The sequence below is a fragment of the Priestia sp. TRN 1309 genome (assembly GCF_050846875.1).
Lineage (GTDB): Bacteria > Bacillota > Bacilli > Bacillales > Bacillaceae_H > Priestia > Priestia zanthoxyli.
This window is the reverse complement of sequence record NZ_JBOZGM010000002.1, coordinates 203,845-220,278: the sequence shown is the minus strand read 5'-3', so window position 1 is coordinate 220,278 and position 16,434 is coordinate 203,845. Positions and strand designations below refer to the sequence as shown.

At 35.3% G+C, this 16,434-nt stretch carries 14 protein-coding genes; 4 read left to right on the top strand and 10 right to left on the bottom strand.

The window, feature by feature from the left end; all coding sequences use genetic code 11:
- From nikA to ACRPLQ_RS08365, 5 genes are all read right to left on the bottom strand, one after another.
- Positions 1-1,524 carry a nickel ABC transporter substrate-binding protein gene (nikA, locus tag ACRPLQ_RS08385; protein WP_367078057.1) on the bottom strand — a complete coding sequence of 508 codons (1,524 nt, stop codon included), beginning with the start codon at positions 1,522-1,524 and terminating at the stop codon, positions 1-3.
- Between the two features lie 244 nt (positions 1,525-1,768).
- Positions 1,769-2,182, bottom strand: coding sequence for a DUF4395 domain-containing protein (locus tag ACRPLQ_RS08380; protein WP_165635331.1), 414 nt, complete (start codon positions 2,180-2,182; stop codon positions 1,769-1,771).
- A 312-nt stretch (positions 2,183-2,494) separates the two neighbouring features.
- Positions 2,495-3,325, bottom strand: coding sequence for a YitT family protein (locus ACRPLQ_RS08375; protein ID WP_028412913.1), 831 nt, complete (start codon positions 3,323-3,325; stop codon positions 2,495-2,497).
- Between the two features lie 199 nt (positions 3,326-3,524).
- A complete protein-coding gene (locus ACRPLQ_RS08370) occupies positions 3,525-4,085 on the bottom strand; it encodes a hypothetical protein (protein WP_028412912.1) in 561 nt (186 codons plus the stop codon).
- A gap of 197 nt (positions 4,086-4,282) precedes the next feature.
- Positions 4,283-4,837: a GNAT family N-acetyltransferase gene (locus ACRPLQ_RS08365; protein WP_165635332.1), complete on the bottom strand. Its 555-nt coding sequence runs from the start codon at positions 4,835-4,837 to the stop codon at positions 4,283-4,285.
- 159 nt (positions 4,838-4,996) lie between these two features.
- On the opposite strand from ACRPLQ_RS08365, the gene ACRPLQ_RS08360 reads away from it, so the two are divergent.
- The gene (locus ACRPLQ_RS08360) at positions 4,997-5,140 is read left to right on the top strand and encodes a hypothetical protein (protein ID WP_165635333.1); all 144 of its coding nucleotides are present in this window, start codon (positions 4,997-4,999) and stop codon (positions 5,138-5,140) included.
- Between the two features lie 66 nt (positions 5,141-5,206).
- On the opposite strand, the gene ACRPLQ_RS08355 is transcribed toward ACRPLQ_RS08360, so the two are convergent.
- From ACRPLQ_RS08355 to ACRPLQ_RS08335, 5 genes are all read right to left on the bottom strand, one after another.
- Complete coding sequence (locus tag ACRPLQ_RS08355) at positions 5,207-6,031, bottom strand: thermonuclease family protein (protein WP_165635334.1); 825 nt, start codon at positions 6,029-6,031, stop codon at positions 5,207-5,209.
- Positions 6,032-6,431: 400 nt separating this feature from the next.
- Positions 6,432-7,091 (bottom strand): 2OG-Fe(II) oxygenase, encoded by a 660-nt coding sequence (locus ACRPLQ_RS08350; protein ID WP_033579371.1) that lies wholly within the window; start codon positions 7,089-7,091, stop codon positions 6,432-6,434.
- 251 nt (positions 7,092-7,342) lie between these two features.
- On the bottom strand, positions 7,343-8,845 hold the full coding sequence (locus tag ACRPLQ_RS08345; RefSeq protein ID WP_165635335.1) for a malate:quinone oxidoreductase: 1,503 nt from the start codon (positions 8,843-8,845) through the stop codon (positions 7,343-7,345).
- A gap of 120 nt (positions 8,846-8,965) precedes the next feature.
- Positions 8,966-9,790, bottom strand: coding sequence for a pyruvate, water dikinase regulatory protein (locus ACRPLQ_RS08340; RefSeq protein ID WP_042992073.1), 825 nt, complete (start codon positions 9,788-9,790; stop codon positions 8,966-8,968).
- 552 nt (positions 9,791-10,342) lie between these two features.
- Positions 10,343-11,224, bottom strand: coding sequence for an HAD family hydrolase (locus tag ACRPLQ_RS08335; protein WP_028412906.1), 882 nt, complete (start codon positions 11,222-11,224; stop codon positions 10,343-10,345).
- Between the two features lie 313 nt (positions 11,225-11,537).
- Here ACRPLQ_RS08335 and ACRPLQ_RS08330 point away from each other — a divergent pair, with 313 nt between their 5' ends.
- The 3 genes from ACRPLQ_RS08330 to ACRPLQ_RS08320 all read left to right on the top strand — a co-directional run bounded on the left by ACRPLQ_RS08330 (position 11,538) and on the right by ACRPLQ_RS08320 (position 16,433).
- A complete protein-coding gene (locus ACRPLQ_RS08330) occupies positions 11,538-13,001 on the top strand; it encodes a hypothetical protein (RefSeq protein WP_013083667.1) in 1,464 nt (487 codons plus the stop codon).
- 969 nt (positions 13,002-13,970) lie between these two features.
- Positions 13,971-14,993 carry a hypothetical protein gene (locus ACRPLQ_RS08325; RefSeq protein WP_033579375.1) on the top strand — a complete coding sequence of 341 codons (1,023 nt, stop codon included), beginning with the start codon at positions 13,971-13,973 and terminating at the stop codon, positions 14,991-14,993.
- A gap of 843 nt (positions 14,994-15,836) precedes the next feature.
- Positions 15,837-16,433, top strand: coding sequence for a mechanosensitive ion channel family protein (locus tag ACRPLQ_RS08320; protein ID WP_028412904.1), 597 nt, complete (start codon positions 15,837-15,839; stop codon positions 16,431-16,433).
- Position 16,434: the final 1 nt, after the last annotated feature.

Genomic DNA, 16,434 nt, shown 5'->3' with positions numbered 1-16,434 from the left:
CTACTTCACATCTAAATCCTTTGTTATCACATAGTATTCACTTTTGGCTGTAACCCAATTTTTCACATTGTCTCTATAGGCTACAAAATTGTTCGGGTGAACAATCGAAGAATGCAGCGTTTCCTTTTCTGCTATTTCTCCGGCTTGTCTTGCTAACTTATTGCGCTGTTTTTGATCAATGGTTTTATTAAGCTCATCAATAATGGAAGCTAATGCTGGTTCATGAAAATGTCCAACATTAAATGCCCCTCCCTCCGTATAAAGAGCATTAAAGAAATATCCTGCATCTCCTCGCGGCGCGGTTACTAGGCTGTATGTAACGATTCCCCAATCATCTTTTGTTGTCATATACTCATCCATATTTTCCACTTGTTGAATGTCTATTTTCACACCAATCTTTTTTGCTTCTGACTGAAGCATTTGCGACATTAAAGGCAGTTCTGGACGATAAGGGTATGTAACAAGCTTAAAAGAAAGTTGTTTTCCATTTTTTATTGCTTTTCCATCCTTGAGTATATAACCGGCTTTTTCTAAATGTTTTTGAGCCTCACTTGGTCCGTAGGTTTTCGTTTTTTGATCGTTCGAAAAATCCAAACTATCTAAAAATGGACCTGCTGCTGGTGAACCTTGACCTGCGAGCGCTGTGTTGACAACATCCGTGGGATTTAATAATACATCAAACGCTTTTCTCACATTTTTATCTTTAAACGCTTCTTGCCTTGAATTATAGAAAAGCATTTGATTTCTGAGGCTCGGCTGTATATCTACTACAATAGATGAATCTTGTTTTAAAGTATTTAAGCTTTCAATTGCCGGACGATATACAATATCAGCTTCACCTGATTGTAAAGCAGACGTGCGTGCATTTTCATCATCATTAAATGTTAACACAACTTCATCCAATTTTGGTTCCGCGTCCCAGTATTCTTTGTATTTTTTTACTTTCATTTCACTATCCGGTTTAAACGAAGCTACTTTAAATGGTCCCGTTCCCACTGGTTTACTTTTTATATCTGAAGTATCTACATCAATAATTGCCGTGTTTGGATGAACAAGTTCAGAAGGCAACGTAGCAAGCGGCTCTGTTGTTGTAATGATCAAGATTTGGCCACTGGCTTTCATTTCTTTAATTTTAAGTGCACTTTTCATTGCTTCGCTTTCTTTTATCGTTCTTTCTAACGAATGTTTCACGGCTTCAGCATTCAAATCCTTGCCATTTTGAAACGTAATCCCGTCTCTAATCTCAAATATCCATGTCGTCCCATTATCTTCTGTTTTCCATTTCTTTGCAAGCCATGGTTCAATCTGTAATTGCTCATTCACTTTGACTAGTGTTTCCGCAATGCCGGCTCGTACAGTGGTATAATTTAACTGTGGATCGAGCGTGTCACTTGGAAAATTCGATACAAAAGTAAGTGATTTTGTTTCCCTCTCTTGTCCGGTACTCGCGGATTTACTCGAACATGCCGCTAGCATACCTATCGTAGCAAGCGTTAAGCATAGCAGACTTATCTTTTTTTTCATATAAACCCTTCCTTTATTAAAAGCTATCCTTTTTTATGTACTGTCTCTAACTATAATTCCCCTCCTTTAAATCGTAACGATTATTATTATCATAAAAAGTTTAATTTGTTTACCTTACTTTGTCAACAAAGGTTTTTAAAGGATACAGGTGCTCTAACATCTGTTTTCATCCGTTATGATGATTGAATTTATTGATAACGTATACAAATGAGCAAAAAAAAACAAAGCCTTCTCGAGGCTTTGTTTATGCAGGGTATTTTTTTCTTTTATATTTCCACATCATATATCGATAACGAATCGTGCAGCCTATACAATACCCCATCAGCGCTACACCTGCAGCAAGAATCACCATTATACTAAATAAATAGCCGACAAGCGTATAACCCATTAAAAAGGAAATGAAAGCAACTCCCATACATATCGTTGCAATCCATTGGTTAAAAAGCTGCTGATCCCGGTCTTCCATTTGATAAGAAGAAGCAGGCTTTTTGAGAAGCGTTTTCCCTGCCATAATTACGGGATTACGCTTTGTTGCAAGTGTGACTACTCCAACGAGAAAAGGCAAAAGTAAAAGCCACTTTGCCGCAAGTAAAGCGAGCAAAACCGTTATAACGATAAAGAGTTGATTAAGCTGAACTAATGGTTTGGGAATGCTCATGGAACTCCTCCTTCTTAAAACCTATTATACAAATTGGTTTACTAATTTAAAAGAAAAAGCACTCCAAATGAGCGATAAGACTCATATAAAAAAGTTACATAATTTCACTAACGTACTTTAAAATCAGTATCGTAAATAAAATCAAGACAACGTATCGTAAAGAACGGATTCGACGTTGAAGAAGACGTTTTACATGCCTTTTATTACGCATATGGGTTCTTCCTTTCGTATATTGAATTGTCTTTAGACACACTTATATCATACTTTTTCGGAAAACACCAACGTCAGAAAAAATTGCCAAGAACCACAGCTTTATGCGCTTAAAAAGCCTTTTCCAATTACGTCTCGTACATCGTGTACAATCACAAATGCTTCATCATCAATTTTTTTAATTAACTTTTTAAGTTTAAGAAGCTCTTGTTTATTAATGACAACGTACAAAATTTCTTTTGATTCTTTTGTATAGTTCCCTCGACCGTTTAGAATCGTTACCCCGCGATCAAGCTGTTCATTGATTTGGTCCGCTACCTCGTTTTTGTTGCTTGAAATAACGGTAACGGCCTTTTTGGCATCAAATCCTTCAATAACGAAGTCAATTACTTTTGTTGTAATGTAAAGCATGACGATCGTAAATAGTAACTTTTCGATTCCAATAATAAAATAAGAAGCCAATACCACTAGTAAATCAACAATTAGAAGTGCATGACTGACTTTCCAGTTTAAAAACTTATTTAGAATTCGAGCAATAATGGCTGACCCTGCTGTTGTTCCACCAACTCGCAAAATCATCCCAATTCCAACGCCTAGCAGTACACCGGCAAAAACCATGCCAATGAGCTCTTCGCGAAGATGAAGACCCCAGCCTTCAGTTACGTGAAGAAAAATAGATGTAGTGATAATCGTAATCATTGTATAGACGATGGTTTTTTTCTCTAAAAATTTATACCCTACGATAAGCAAGATACCGTTTAGAATAAAGTTAGTGACGCCTGTTGAAAGATGCGTTGTATAATATAAAATAATGGATATACCCGTAACGCCGCCTTCACCCAGTCCTATTGGAATGACGAACATGTTAACTGCAAGTGAAAATACAAACGAACCTATTAATAAAAAGATGACATCTTTTACTGTTTTACTCATCAATTAAACCCTCCTCGGCATAAAAATTCACATAAAAAAGCCCCTTCTCCAAAAGAGAAGAGACGCTTATGTTTAGTTTTTATATTACGTATTCTTAAATTGCCATGTATGACTATAATATGTTCACATACGTTTGTCAAACGGAAAGTTTATGCATTATGTGTAACCAAGGCTATGAGTCATTTATCTTTTATGTATACTAGGAATGTTTTAATTTATTTAAGCAAAGACGGATGCAGGAATTAGTCGACTCAATTAATTCTTTATCGCCTTTTTTCAATCGAATTTCTAACGCGCGTTGAAAATAGTGATGTGCTCTGGAAACAACCCGCTGATCAAGTAAACATTTTCCATAATGCTGATAGACAAAGTCTTCATATATGTGAAGGTCTTCATCTGCTTTTAATTGTTCAATGAGTAGCTGAAACGTTTCATTCGCCTTATCCCACTGTTCTTGCCAGTGATATGTATGTCCAAGTCGGATCGTATTCAAAAATTCACCTATTGTATCAGCATGTCGGTCATATAGATAAATGGCCAGCTGCAAGTGTCTTTCACTGCTCGTTAATTCTCCAAGTATGCGCTCATATACACCAATATGTCCATATGTTTTAGCAGCGGCACACTCATCCTCTTCTTCAAGAGCTCGTTTCTTTAAATAGATGATTCCCTGCTTCATTTGGTGTGGGTTAACCGGAACTTCTCGAAGCTGTTCATTAAATCGATAACTCATATTAAACGGAAGATCTCTGATGTTCATGCACGCTCCTTTCATGTGGCACATCAGCAAACATACTTTCATGACCGCTTGCTTATGGTCCATTGGATGTAGGATTCTTTCCATTTTGATACGTTTACGCGATTTACAGGAAAGCTCAGCAAAAGTGCTGAGCTGTTGGTTCTTATTATTTTACTTATATATCCATTTTATCACAAAAAATACTACCGTAAAGATGCTCAGGCAGTCTTCATATAAAAAAATGGTTTTTTATCAATAAAAATGGTTTTATGCTCTTGAAAGCCTATACGCTGATACAATTTTTTGGCTTCTAGGTTATTATATTCAACGTTTAACGATAAAAACATCTTACGCTTTTTGGCTTCTTGCTTGGCTACATTTAAAAGAGCCGTTCCTATCCCTTTTCCGCGGTAATCTTCATCTACACATAGAGAGTCAATATAATAATCTCCATGTTCAGTTTCTATATCAATTTCCCACGCTGGATTATTAAGTTTCGCACGTACAAAACGCTTAACTGGTTCATAAAGCGTTTGTAACATACTTCCTTCGTAGCAAAGCATAAGTCCAACTACCTTCTCATCGACTTCCGCGACTGTAATATGATGATAGCTATAGCGATTCTTCTCAGACAGAATAAACGCTTTAAGTCTTAAAAGCGCTTCTTCATTCGTTGTAGCCGCCGTGTGAGAGCGTGCAATACTCCCAAGCATGTCATAAAGTAATTCCGTTACAGCAGAAGCATCTTCTTTTCTTGCTTTCCTTATTTTCACGATTTTCAAACTCCCTTTATTCTCTTCGCTTGCGTTATTTGTAGCAAAACTTCTTACCTATCTACTTTAACACGAAAAAGAAAAGAAAGAAAAAATTAACTCCTAATCTTCCTTTCATTGTATAATTAATGTATATTTTCAAATGAATGGATGATGACTATGAAAAAACGCTGTCAGCAGAAAGATAATACGATGAGCGGGAGAGAACTTATAGCGGAGGTTCTTTTACAAGTGCCTCAGTTGCTCATATGGCCCGTGCGTCTTCTTATACGAATTGGTCGTTCTTTGTTGGACGGTATTTAGCCAATCCTATACACATACTTACGGAACTCACAAAAAAAGAAACTCAGCAGCTACTGAATTTCTTTGTTAGTTTTTTGCTTTTTTGTATCCTGCTTCTTGTGCATCTTTTTCAGTACAGAACCAAATGACGTTGTTCATTGTTTGATTGTAGTGTGCCCCTGTTGGCACGTGATAAATTTTAGAGTTTTGATTTCCTTTTATTTTACCTTCGCAGCTTGTGGCAGATTGAGTATCTTTTTGATTAGAAGAGGACTGATTTTTTACAGCATCCGTATTATATCCTTTTTCTTGGGCATAGTTTTCAATACTCCAGATGCCTTTTTCGCTTTTTCGAGCCTGCTCCTGTATTTTCTTAAATTCGTCTACGTACTTTGTATTAGGAGGAAATACCGCTACGCGGGCTAGCCCTTTTGCTAGCAGCTCTTCATTGTATAGCTCATTGTCTATCCATATATACGCAAGTAACCGTCCATATTGATCACGTTCTTGCACATCAAATTCAAGAGTGATCTCCTGCCCTTCTAGCCTTTTTTTCGTGTAAGCAGATGCTTCTGGACCAAAGGGCTGTACGCCTAGTTTGGGATGCTTTGTTTCTGGGGTATCGACAAGAAGTAGTCGTACGCGATCCGTCTTTCCGTTCAGCATTTTTACTTTAAGCGTATCGCCGTCCACCACTCTTTCTACCGTAGCTGCCTCACCTACTACGTCTTCACGACTTGCTTTAGAAGGACTATGGTCTTCTTCTTGATCTGATGAACCTTCTACTTGAACTTCTTGTTTTGTATCCGTAGAAGGTGTGCTTGAATGACTTGCCTGCTCATCACTGCATCCAGTAAGAAGCAGCACAAACGTCGCGATCATGATGTAAATAATTGCTTTTATTTCTTTCAAAACCCGGGTCCTCCTTTAACACATTCCCTATCTACTATATAAAAGTAAAATGATTTTATAAATAGTGTAAATCACCTAAAAACAAAAACTCGTGAAAATACCTTTCACGAGTTTTTCGCGCAGCTTGTTTTAAAGTCATTATTTTAAATAGCATTTATTTTATTTTTATTTCACGAACACATTTTTCGTTTTTGTGTATCCAGATTTTTAATCATGAGGATATTTTACACTACAAATACATTTATCGTCTACCGGCTTATAAGAATAAGGAATAGCCGCACAAATAGAATAAGTGTGAATATTTCAATATAATAACTGACTACCATGATGACTATTTTTTTGTAACATAAATAAGAGCCCTTACTAACAATAGCTAATAGGGCTCTTCAAACCTTTGTTTTTACGATCGAATTTTTTGTTTGCGCATCCACTGGGTAGCGACCCACTTTTCTCCTTTTATAACAGGAGCTCCCCCGTGGAGAGTACGGTCATTAAGTTCAGCATCACTATAAAAATATTCAAAGTACACGGCCATTCCCTTTGTCGGAGATACGGAAAGACCCAGCTTAGGAAAATAAGTTTCTCCTCCTTCTTCCACATCATTTAAGTACATAACCAATGTACTAATACGGTTATTTTTAGATGCTTTACTTGCAGAAGTGAAATAGTCGTGATGCGCTTTGTATTCTTGATCAGGCAAGTATTTTAAAACTTGAAGGCCTTCAGCATATTCAATAGACGGTCCCATTATCTTAGAAAGTCTCTTTTCAATTTGATGTACAAGCTCGTTTTCACTTTCTTCAAAAAACATGCCGCTGCTCGTACGAATACTGTTTACTTCACGTTCAGCTCCAATTTTTGATCGCTGCATTTTATCTTTGGATAGCTGTATAAGTTCGTCACATTCTTCGGTACTTAGGACATTTCCTAAAACTAGAACAAGAGGCTCTTCAAATCGAGCAACAATATTAATCTCTCTGTCTTCTAATTTAATTTTATTCCCTGAATGGCTAAAAATCGTTTGTTCTTTCGTTAGTAAAGATGTATTAGTTGTAATCATCTTTTATCGGCTCCTCAAAATAGCTATTTTCCAATTCTTCACTCCATTATATGTAAACGCTTACTAATAAGAATTATATCATGTATACGAAGTAAATTCTGCTAGCAAAGGAAATAAATAAAAAGAAGCCCGTTATATAACGGAGCTCCTTCATTTTTTCTTATAGATTTCACTTATATTTTAAACACTTTATAAAGCAGCCTAAAAAAATTCTTTTAATCTAAAGCATACGTGCCAAAGGCCGCCTAAAATCATCGGTACGCAAGTTCTTTTTTACTTAAATTCAGCGTTTGTGCTGTAGAAGCATGAATTTCGTTAAAAAGCGCTGGATTTTTTACCAGTGACAAGCCGTAAGAAGGAATCATTTCTTTTATTTTTGGTTCCCAGTTCTTCATATGCTGCGGGAAACATTTTTCTAGCACTTCAAGCATAACATGAACGGCAGTCGAAGCGCCTGGCGAGGCCCCGAGCAATGCAGCAACGGAACCATCCGCTGAACTCACAACTTCTGTACCGAATTGAAGAGTTCCTTTACCTCCGGCTTCCGTATCTTTGATTACCTGTACACGCTGACCCGCTACGACGATATCCCAGTCTTCGCTTTTTGCGTTTGGAATAAATTCGCGAAGTTCTTCCATACGCTTTTCATTTGACAATAGCACCTGTTGAATCAAGTATTTCGTTAAGCCCATCTCTTTGACGCCTGCTGCTAACATCGTTAAGATATTATTCGGTTTTACAGAATTGATTAAATCCAAATTTGAACCCGTTTTTAAGAACTTTGGTGAAAATCCGGCAAAAGGTCCAAACAGCAGTGTTTTGTTGCGGTCGATATAGCGTGTATCAAGATGTGGAACCGACATCGGCGGAGCGCCAACCTTTGCTTTTCCGTACACTTTCCCGTGATGCTGCGCTACAACTTCGGGATTATTGCATACCATAAATAATCCGCTTACCGGGAACCCTCCAATATGTTTGGACTCAGGAATACCCGTTTTTTGGAGTAAAGACAGACTTCCGCCTCCTCCTCCGATAAAAACAAAGTTCGCCGTGTGATATTCCTGTTTGCCGCTATGAATATCATGTACTTTTACTTCCCACGAGCCGTCTGCGGTACGTGTCAGATTTTCAACGCTGTGGTTATAGTTTATTTCTACGCTTTTACTTTTTAAATGTGTAAACAACATACGAGTTAAAGCTCCAAAGTTCACGTCCGTTCCTGAGTCAATTTTGGTTGCCGCAATTGCTTCAGTCGATGTACGGCCTTTCATAACAAGCGGCATCCATTCTTTTAACTTTTCAGGACGATCCGAATACTCCATCCCTTGAAACAACGGATTATTTGATAGCGCTTCAAAACGTTTTTTCAAAAAGGATACGTTCTTTTCTCCTTGTACGAAACTCATATGAGGGATTGGCATAATAAACTCTTGCGGATGATGAATTAAATTACTGCTTACAAGATACGACCAAAATTGCCTTGAAAGCTGAAACTGTTCATTAATTCGCACTGCTTTCGTAATATCTATAGATCCGTCAGCTTGTTCAGATGTATAGTTCAACTCGCACAGGGCAGCATGCCCAGTCCCTGCATTATTCCATTCATTGGAGCTTTCTTCTCCTGCATCTGCGAGTTTCTCAAATACTTTGATTTCCCATTCCGGCACTAACTCTTTTAGTAAAGATCCCAGCGTTGCGCTCATCACTCCGGCCCCAATTAAGATAACGTCTGTTTTTTTATATACATTGCTCATCACAATCTTCCTTATCTTTTATATTTTAAAAAAGCACCTTTTAGCAACACGCCTGTTCTACCTGACTCTCTATAAATTAAGTATGTCTGACAAGTTGTCTGTCTTACATAATGGGAGTTTTTATACATACCCTTTCATCTTGTCCTTTTTTAACATGCTCAATATCACTTCAGCGGTTTCTTCAACTGCTTTACCTGAGACATTAACAATAGGACAGCCAATGCGCTTCATAATTTTCTCAGCATAGTCCAGCTCTTCAAGAATTCGATCTACATTGGCATAATTGGCTTGAGACGCTAAACCTAAATTTTTTAATCGTTCTTTTCGGATTTCATTGAGCTTATCCGGTGTAATAACTAAACCAATACATTTATTTTTTGGAATAGTAAAAAGTTCGTCAGGAGGCGTCACTTCTGGAACTAACGGTATATTCGCTACTTTAAGACTTTTATGAGCTAAATACATCGAAAGTGGCGTCTTAGATGTTCTCGAAACACCAATCAACACTAGATCAGCTCGCTTGATGCCTCTGAAGTCTTGTCCATCATCATATTTAACAGCGAATTCAACTGCTTCTACTCTTCGAAAATAGTTATCGTCTAATTTTCTTGTTAATCTCGGTTGAAGATTAGGTTCTTTATTAAAGGTTTGGCTAAAGGCACTCATAAGAGGGGTCATCAAATCAATGGCTACAATTCCTTCTTCTTGTGCCGTTTGGTCAAGATACTGTTTTAAAGGTGGGATGACGATAGTATACGCAATGATGGCCTCGTTACACCTTGCTTCGGCAATGATATTATCAATATTTTCCTCATTTTCTACGTAAGAAGTATTTTGAATTTCAATATCTTCTCCACTAAATTGAGTTAAAACTGCTTTTACCATCAGCTCAGCCGTTTCACCTACTGAGTCGGAAACTATATAGACAATTTTTCTTTTATTCACATTAAATCTTCCTATTCTTTGATTTTAATAGTTTAATAACGCTAATATTTTTTATTTAGCAGCTTACAAGATACACAATTTAATAGTAATGAATAGATAAATATGCTGGTCACTGTGATTATAAACACTTTAACAAAACAATTAAATTAAGAATTTATGTCATACTAATTACGAAATAACTCTAAATATGTTATACTATTTTCATTAAATGTTATATTAGCATTAAATATACGGAGATACAATCCCTTTTCTGCGCATTTTATAAAAAGTTTGAAGAAAGAAAAAGTTTAGATTTTAAAATGTTTTATGCTTTGGCATGGTGGCACTCATCAGGGCTGAGAGGTGTTTTGCAGGAATAGGCACGAGGATAGTTATGTCGTTTATAACATGATTTTTAAATTATAGAAGATTTATTCTTATCTATTCTTTTTAGCTAAGAGTGCTATAACTAAAAATAATGAACGGTTTACTTTTACCTTATGCATACTAAAAACACCGCCTAAAAGACGATGTTTTGAATAGTTGGTTATATGTCGTGAAATAGATTCATTTTTATAAAACGGGATTACTTCTAGTAGATTTTTGTAATAAAAATTTAGAAAGGTAATGGGAGACGCCGTTTTCGTCACAGTTAAATTCCGTTACGTCATCGACAATCTCTTTAATATGATCCGGCGCGTTTTTCATCGCTACAGCATAGCTGGCAAACTGAAACATTGGTAAATCATTGTTGCTGTCGCCAATTGCTAGAATGTCTTGCTCGGGCAAATTAAAATGTTTTAGCATTTGCTGAATTCCCGTTGCTTTATTTACGTTTGCCACCATCACTTCGACATTGTGTTTAGATGAAGTAGAAGTTGTAAAGTCTGTTTCTTGCTTGAGTTTTTCAAGCTCTTCTTTCCATTTATCGATATGCTCGTGCGTTCTTGCAAAGAAATAGAACTTTGAAAATTCACTTCCTTCTACGGAATCTTTCCAGTCAATTTCTTCTTTAATTGCTTGTTTACGAGAAAGCCATTCGTTAATTTCCACACTGTCTGGCTTTGGCTCTTTAATTTCATTTTCAACATACGGCTGATCTTGTTTTAACGTCACGCGAGGTGTGCCATACGGGAAAAGCTCGTAGTATACCTTGTTCGCTCTTGCTTTTTCAATAATAGTTTCCACCAATTGAAGTGAAAGCGAATGCTGAAAGACTGATTCTTTTCCTACGTATCCTGCCATACCATTTGATGTGATAAATCCATCTACTTGAAAGCCTTCAGGAACTAACTCTTCTATTTCATCAAACGCTCTTCCCGTAGCAATAAAAACAAAAATTCCCTGTTTTCGTAATTCGTCAATGGTTTCTTTTGTTTGAATACTTACTTTGTTGGAGCGATTTAATATCGTACCGTCCATATCTAAAAAAATTGCTTTAGGTTTTAACAACATATTTATTCCCCCTATTTGTAAAAAGAGTGTACTTGGCAAGTATAAACTTTTCCATTTTCAAACTCAATGAATGTACTTTGCTTTTCTCTTTTATAAAGCTACTATAATACTCTCCTTACATCTAAAATTGTACAAGCGCTATAAAGAAAGAATTTTATATTTGTAATAAGCCTTTATATACTAATAGCTGGTTAGGCTAATTTGATATAAAACAGCATTCACAAAAACGAATTTTCCTTTTAGCCTTTAGAGTATCGTTCAAAAAAGATATAATAAGAGTGTTACAGATTAAATACATGCAGAGGAGGTCAACATGAACGAACCATCCAATTTTTCTCCTTACCTTATTAAACAAATCAGCGATGCGATCGATGACAATATCAAAGCAAAGTGTATAGACTTTTTATATGATTCTCATTCGTTTTTTTCGAATGAAAAAGATTTTATAGAAGACTACATTTTAAATATATTGCAAGATACGTTTGTTTTAGAGAATAAATTAATAAATCCTAAGGAAATACGAAACCCAGCCTACAAAAGAAGACAATCAAATAAGAAAAACTGGCTGCAAACATTAAAAAAAGATATTAAAGCAGAAAAGCCTAATCCTATTTTTGAAGACATTGAATTAGCCAAAAAAGTGATGGATAAAAAAGTAGATACCGAACACTTAAAAAAGCTGTTTGGCGTGGAAAAACCTGAAGATATTTTAAAGATAAAGTTAAAAGAAGTAGAGGCATGGGCTAAAAGCAAAAAAACAAACATTACCGATTTTCCTTATTTAGATTCAAAAATGAATTATCAAATAGAGAAAGCATTTCACACGGACTTTACTTTTTTAATTGCGGAAATCATCTTAGAAAAATACAATGGAAATTTAAGCAACTGGATTGATAAACGATTAAATTCGTGGGTAGAGGCGCCTATCTTCTCAAACGAAAGTCATTCTCTTAAAACCAATATGGAAGTTAAAACAAACTCCCAAGAAGTCGTTTTATATAATGACTATAAAGTTGATGAAGAATATTTCATTCGCACCATTATCCCTGTGAATGATAATCAAACGGTTCTTTCCAAACGAAATATGGTTTTAGACCCAAAAGATTCCCAAATTATCCAGTTTGCTCTTTCACAGCGCGACGAGATGTTTTATAAAGAAAAAACGGTGACTCTTGATTTAGCGGATATCGTGAAAGAAATTTATAATTCAAAAGGTGTAAAAAACTATGAAGCCGTTGAAGCCCGCATTATGAAAATTGCCAGGTATCACGTAGAAGGTGTAGCAAAGAAGAAAAATTCCAGAGATACAAAATTTGCGATCAACTTCTTTCAAAAGGCTGTTATTGAAACCGATGAAGTAACGGGCAGACGATATGCAACGATTGTATTTAGCGATGATACGCATCAAGGCTTTTTAAATCAGCAGTTTGTACAAATTTACAGTGATGTTATTAAAAAGTTTAAAGATAACTCGCTGTCTTCTTTACTGCTTTATGCATTTCAAAAAGAGCGTTTAGACTGTTATTTACAAGAAAAGTCTTACACTCATTTTTACCCGTATCAATATTTTGCTTCAAAAGTTCGTTTTCGTTCAAAGAAAATTGATGTAAACCTAAAATTAATTAATGAATCTCTAGCAGAATTTGTTAGCAATCAAGTACTGATCCAAAGTTATCAGCAAAAACTTCAAGGCTTTGAAATCTCTTTTATTCCTCTTCAAAATTATGAAATTCAAGACTATTTTGGAGGAGAACATAGAGAAACATTGGAAGGGTAAATCATTCCCTTCCTTTTTTATTTGACATTTTGCCATTTTCGTCTTTTTGATACAAAATCTCCCTCTATTTTCATTTCATAGTTTGGAAGTTTTGTCATTTTTAACGTACTACACAAAAGCTTTTGCCGTTTTTGACGTACTCCTCCGCTACTTTTGCCGTTTTCTGCGTACTAATTACTGTCTTTTGCTGTTTTTGACGTACTACTTTGCTTCTTTTGCTGTTTTTGACGTACTAAATTCATTTTATTTACTCGTCATCACTTATTAAGTGTTAATTATTCTCTTTTTTTCGTAAAACAATCCTACCTTTTGCCGTTTTTGACGTACTCCTTCACTACTTTTGCCGTTTTCTGCGTACTAAACATTGCTTTTCCCTTTGTTATGTCCTTTTCAAACCCTATTTTTTATTTTTTTCGCAGCATATATAAAGCTTTTGCCATTTTTGACGTACCAAACGATAACTTTTGCTGTTTTTAGCGTACTACCAGGTCGTTTTTGACGTTTTTCACGTACTAAAAATAACTTTTGCCATTTTTGACGTACTATTGAAATTCATTGTGTTATTTACAGCGATCAGAGAAGTGATTTTTTTCCCTTTTTTTAGGTGAATCGAGATCACTTTTGCTGTTTTTGGCGTACCACTCTTCACTTTTGCTATTTTCGGCGTACTATATTGAGCCTTTTGCCGTTTTTTACGTACTAAAACGCATAAAGTTTTTTTTGATTTTTACTGATCGTAACAAACACTGTTCTACCGGCGCTTGCTTGCTTTTGCCGTTTTTGTCGTACTAAAAAACCTATACGCTGAATCCCTTGCTATGACAGCATTCTTTGAGCCTTTTGCCGTTTTTCGCGTACTACTCGTTCGTTTGCGATTCTGTTTCTTATTGATATAATTTTCACAAGGTATTCTTTGTTATTTTACCCTAATAAATTATTGTTGATATGAAATAGATTGGAGGGATTCTCATGATAAAAAAAGAATTTGCGAAAATTGGAAAACAAATTATTCGCCAATTGTCTAGCACCGTAGAAAAATATAAAGATATTGAAGATCACATGGACCTAGACGCTCATGGGAACCCTACAATCAAAACAGTGGCAGAACATCACCGTTTATCTAAATCTCAAATTTCACAATTAATTTTTTATCACTTCCTTCACGTTGATGAAAGAGGTATTATTTGTGATGTTTCTGAAAAAGAGATTGCAGCCGCTTTGAATTGTACAGTTCGAACAGTTCGCAACAACAATGTAGTATTAGCAGAAACAGAATTAATTTCCTATTCTCGCAGCGGCAAAGGAATCAATATTTGTATTGTTCCCTACCCCCAATATTTTGAAGAACACGGCTTTGGGTTTATGGAATTAGAATATACTCGCTTTGAAGAACTTATTCTAATTGAAAACGTAAATGCCCTTCGCTTAGAGCTGCGCAAAGAATTGGTTTATGACAACGATACGATTAAGCGTCAGTTTAATCCTGGAGAAAACACTTCAAAAATTAGCTTTAATGACTATAAAATTTTTACGCCGAAATATACTCACTACAAGGGTATGATGCAAAAAATAGCTGAAACGCAGGCGAGCGCATTTAAAACCGTTGTCCAAGGATCTACTATTTTCTTTGTTTTAAAAGACGGAGCTAAAAATGGCAAGATGTCAAAACAAGAAAAGAGAGATCAATACGATGCGGCGATTCGACGTACTATTGAAGAGACTTTTGTAAAATTATCTGGACACAGCACAGATTCTACAGGAATTGTTATGTCTTCATTCCAAAACGAAGACATCGCTGATTTGGTTCAGCTTTCTTTTGAATATGGTATTGAACGAGTGAAGTCTGCCCTTTATACATTGATTGAACAGGCCTTCTTCAGCCATGATGCTCAAGTCGTTGAAAATTACGGTGGGAAAATCCGTACGCTCATTCGAAAAGAGCTTTCAAAAAATCTTCAAGATCAAGTCCCTGCCGAACTTACAGCTTCATAAGGGGCTTCTTTGGCATGCCTTTTTTTTATTTTCTCTCCCTTCTCTTCTCTTTTTGATACAAATAGTACAAACAAACACCCATTTTTTCAGCTCTCAAATTTCATTATCCTATCTATATAAACGTAATGAGTTTAAATAAATGATATTTCTTGTGTATAACTATGGAATATTACTAAAAAAACACCTTCATACTTATCCACAAAAGAAAGAAAACATATTCAATGACTGTTATATCATCCTCTTTATTAATAAAAACATCCCTTTTATTTTTTTATTAACGATAATTTCCAGGTTATTTACTCTTTAACATAACTACTTTTATCCACAGTGGAAATAATTCATACTTTTAACAGCAATCTTCATACTATTGATTTTAAAATCCATCTATTGTAGAAGAAAAAACATAGTAAATAAAATAGATTCCATATCTACTACGATAAAAAACATCCTTTAGCCAAAGGATGCTGTTCACAAAAAAGGGCTATTTTCCACACAGTTATTTATTGAAAAGCTATTTTCTTTCTAACCCTTGATATCATTGGGTTTTTAGAGGATTTTTCTTTCTTTAATATCTGTATATAATGTTTGCTAATAAGATCTATACTAATCTCTGCTATAAGATTTTATTTAATATTTGTATAAAGAAATGTTTTAAAAATATCTATACCTGAGGATTTTCACTTTTTCTAAATTAAGGAGTTTTCATTACATATACCAAATACAAATAAATTAAAATAAAACAATAGTTCAAACGCCTCTTAATAAATTCTAGTAGTATATTTTTTAAAATAAATTATACTATTCAGTAGAGAAAATTTTATAAAGCAAGAAAGGGACTTAGTCATGAAATACATACAGTGGGTACAGCAAACTTTATTTAATACCGGTAGGTGGATTGACATTAGTGAAGTAATCATAAAGATTATCCTCATTTTTATCATTGCTCAAATTGTCATCCGGTTTGCTCGCAGTGTCATTAATAAAATCTTTGATTTCAGATTTAAAACTAAACTGCTGAGGTACAACGAACGAAAAGAAATAACGCTGAAAAAACTTTGTCTGAGCATTGTCATGTACGTTGTGTATTTTATTGCACTTATTACGTCTTTAGAGGCAATCGGAATTAATATGAAAGCACTTTTAGCTGGTATTAGCGTAGCAGGGTTTATTACAGGCTTAGGTGCACAGAATTTGATTAAAGATATTTTAAATGGGTTTTTTATTCTATTTGAAGATCAATTCTCAGTAGGAGATCACGTATCTATAAATGATACGAAAGGAACTGTTGAAGAAATTGGATTGCGCACGACAAAAATTCGCGGAGTCGACGGAGAGTTTTATTTTTTTGCTAATAGTAACATTACAAAAGTAGCGAACTACACGCTCGGTGAAATCCCCGAAATACATACACCTGAACAAATAAAAACTCGTGAAGAATAGC

Bases quoted from the DNA above. Each gene is read 5' to 3' on its own strand.
- nikA (WP_367078057.1), bottom strand. From the start codon at position 1,524: ATGAAAAAAAAGATAAGTCTGCTATGCTTAACGCTTGCTACGATAGGT.
- ACRPLQ_RS08380 (WP_165635331.1), bottom strand. From the start codon at position 2,182: ATGAGCATTCCCAAACCATTAGTTCAGCTTAATCAACTCTTTATCGTT.
- ACRPLQ_RS08375 (WP_028412913.1), bottom strand. From the start codon at position 3,325: ATGAGTAAAACAGTAAAAGATGTCATCTTTTTATTAATAGGTTCGTTT.
- ACRPLQ_RS08370 (WP_028412912.1), bottom strand. From the start codon at position 4,085: ATGAACATCAGAGATCTTCCGTTTAATATGAGTTATCGATTTAATGAA.
- ACRPLQ_RS08360 (WP_165635333.1), top strand. From the start codon at position 4,997: ATGAAAAAACGCTGTCAGCAGAAAGATAATACGATGAGCGGGAGAGAA.
- ACRPLQ_RS08350 (WP_033579371.1), bottom strand. From the start codon at position 7,091: ATGATTACAACTAATACATCTTTACTAACGAAAGAACAAACGATTTTT.
- ACRPLQ_RS08345 (WP_165635335.1), bottom strand. From the start codon at position 8,845: ATGAGCAATGTATATAAAAAAACAGACGTTATCTTAATTGGGGCCGGA.
- ACRPLQ_RS08335 (WP_028412906.1), bottom strand. From the start codon at position 11,224: ATGTTGTTAAAACCTAAAGCAATTTTTTTAGATATGGACGGTACGATA.
- ACRPLQ_RS08330 (WP_013083667.1), top strand. From the start codon at position 11,538: ATGAACGAACCATCCAATTTTTCTCCTTACCTTATTAAACAAATCAGC.
- ACRPLQ_RS08325 (WP_033579375.1), top strand. From the start codon at position 13,971: ATGATAAAAAAAGAATTTGCGAAAATTGGAAAACAAATTATTCGCCAA.
- ACRPLQ_RS08320 (WP_028412904.1), top strand. From the start codon at position 15,837: ATGAAATACATACAGTGGGTACAGCAAACTTTATTTAATACCGGTAGG.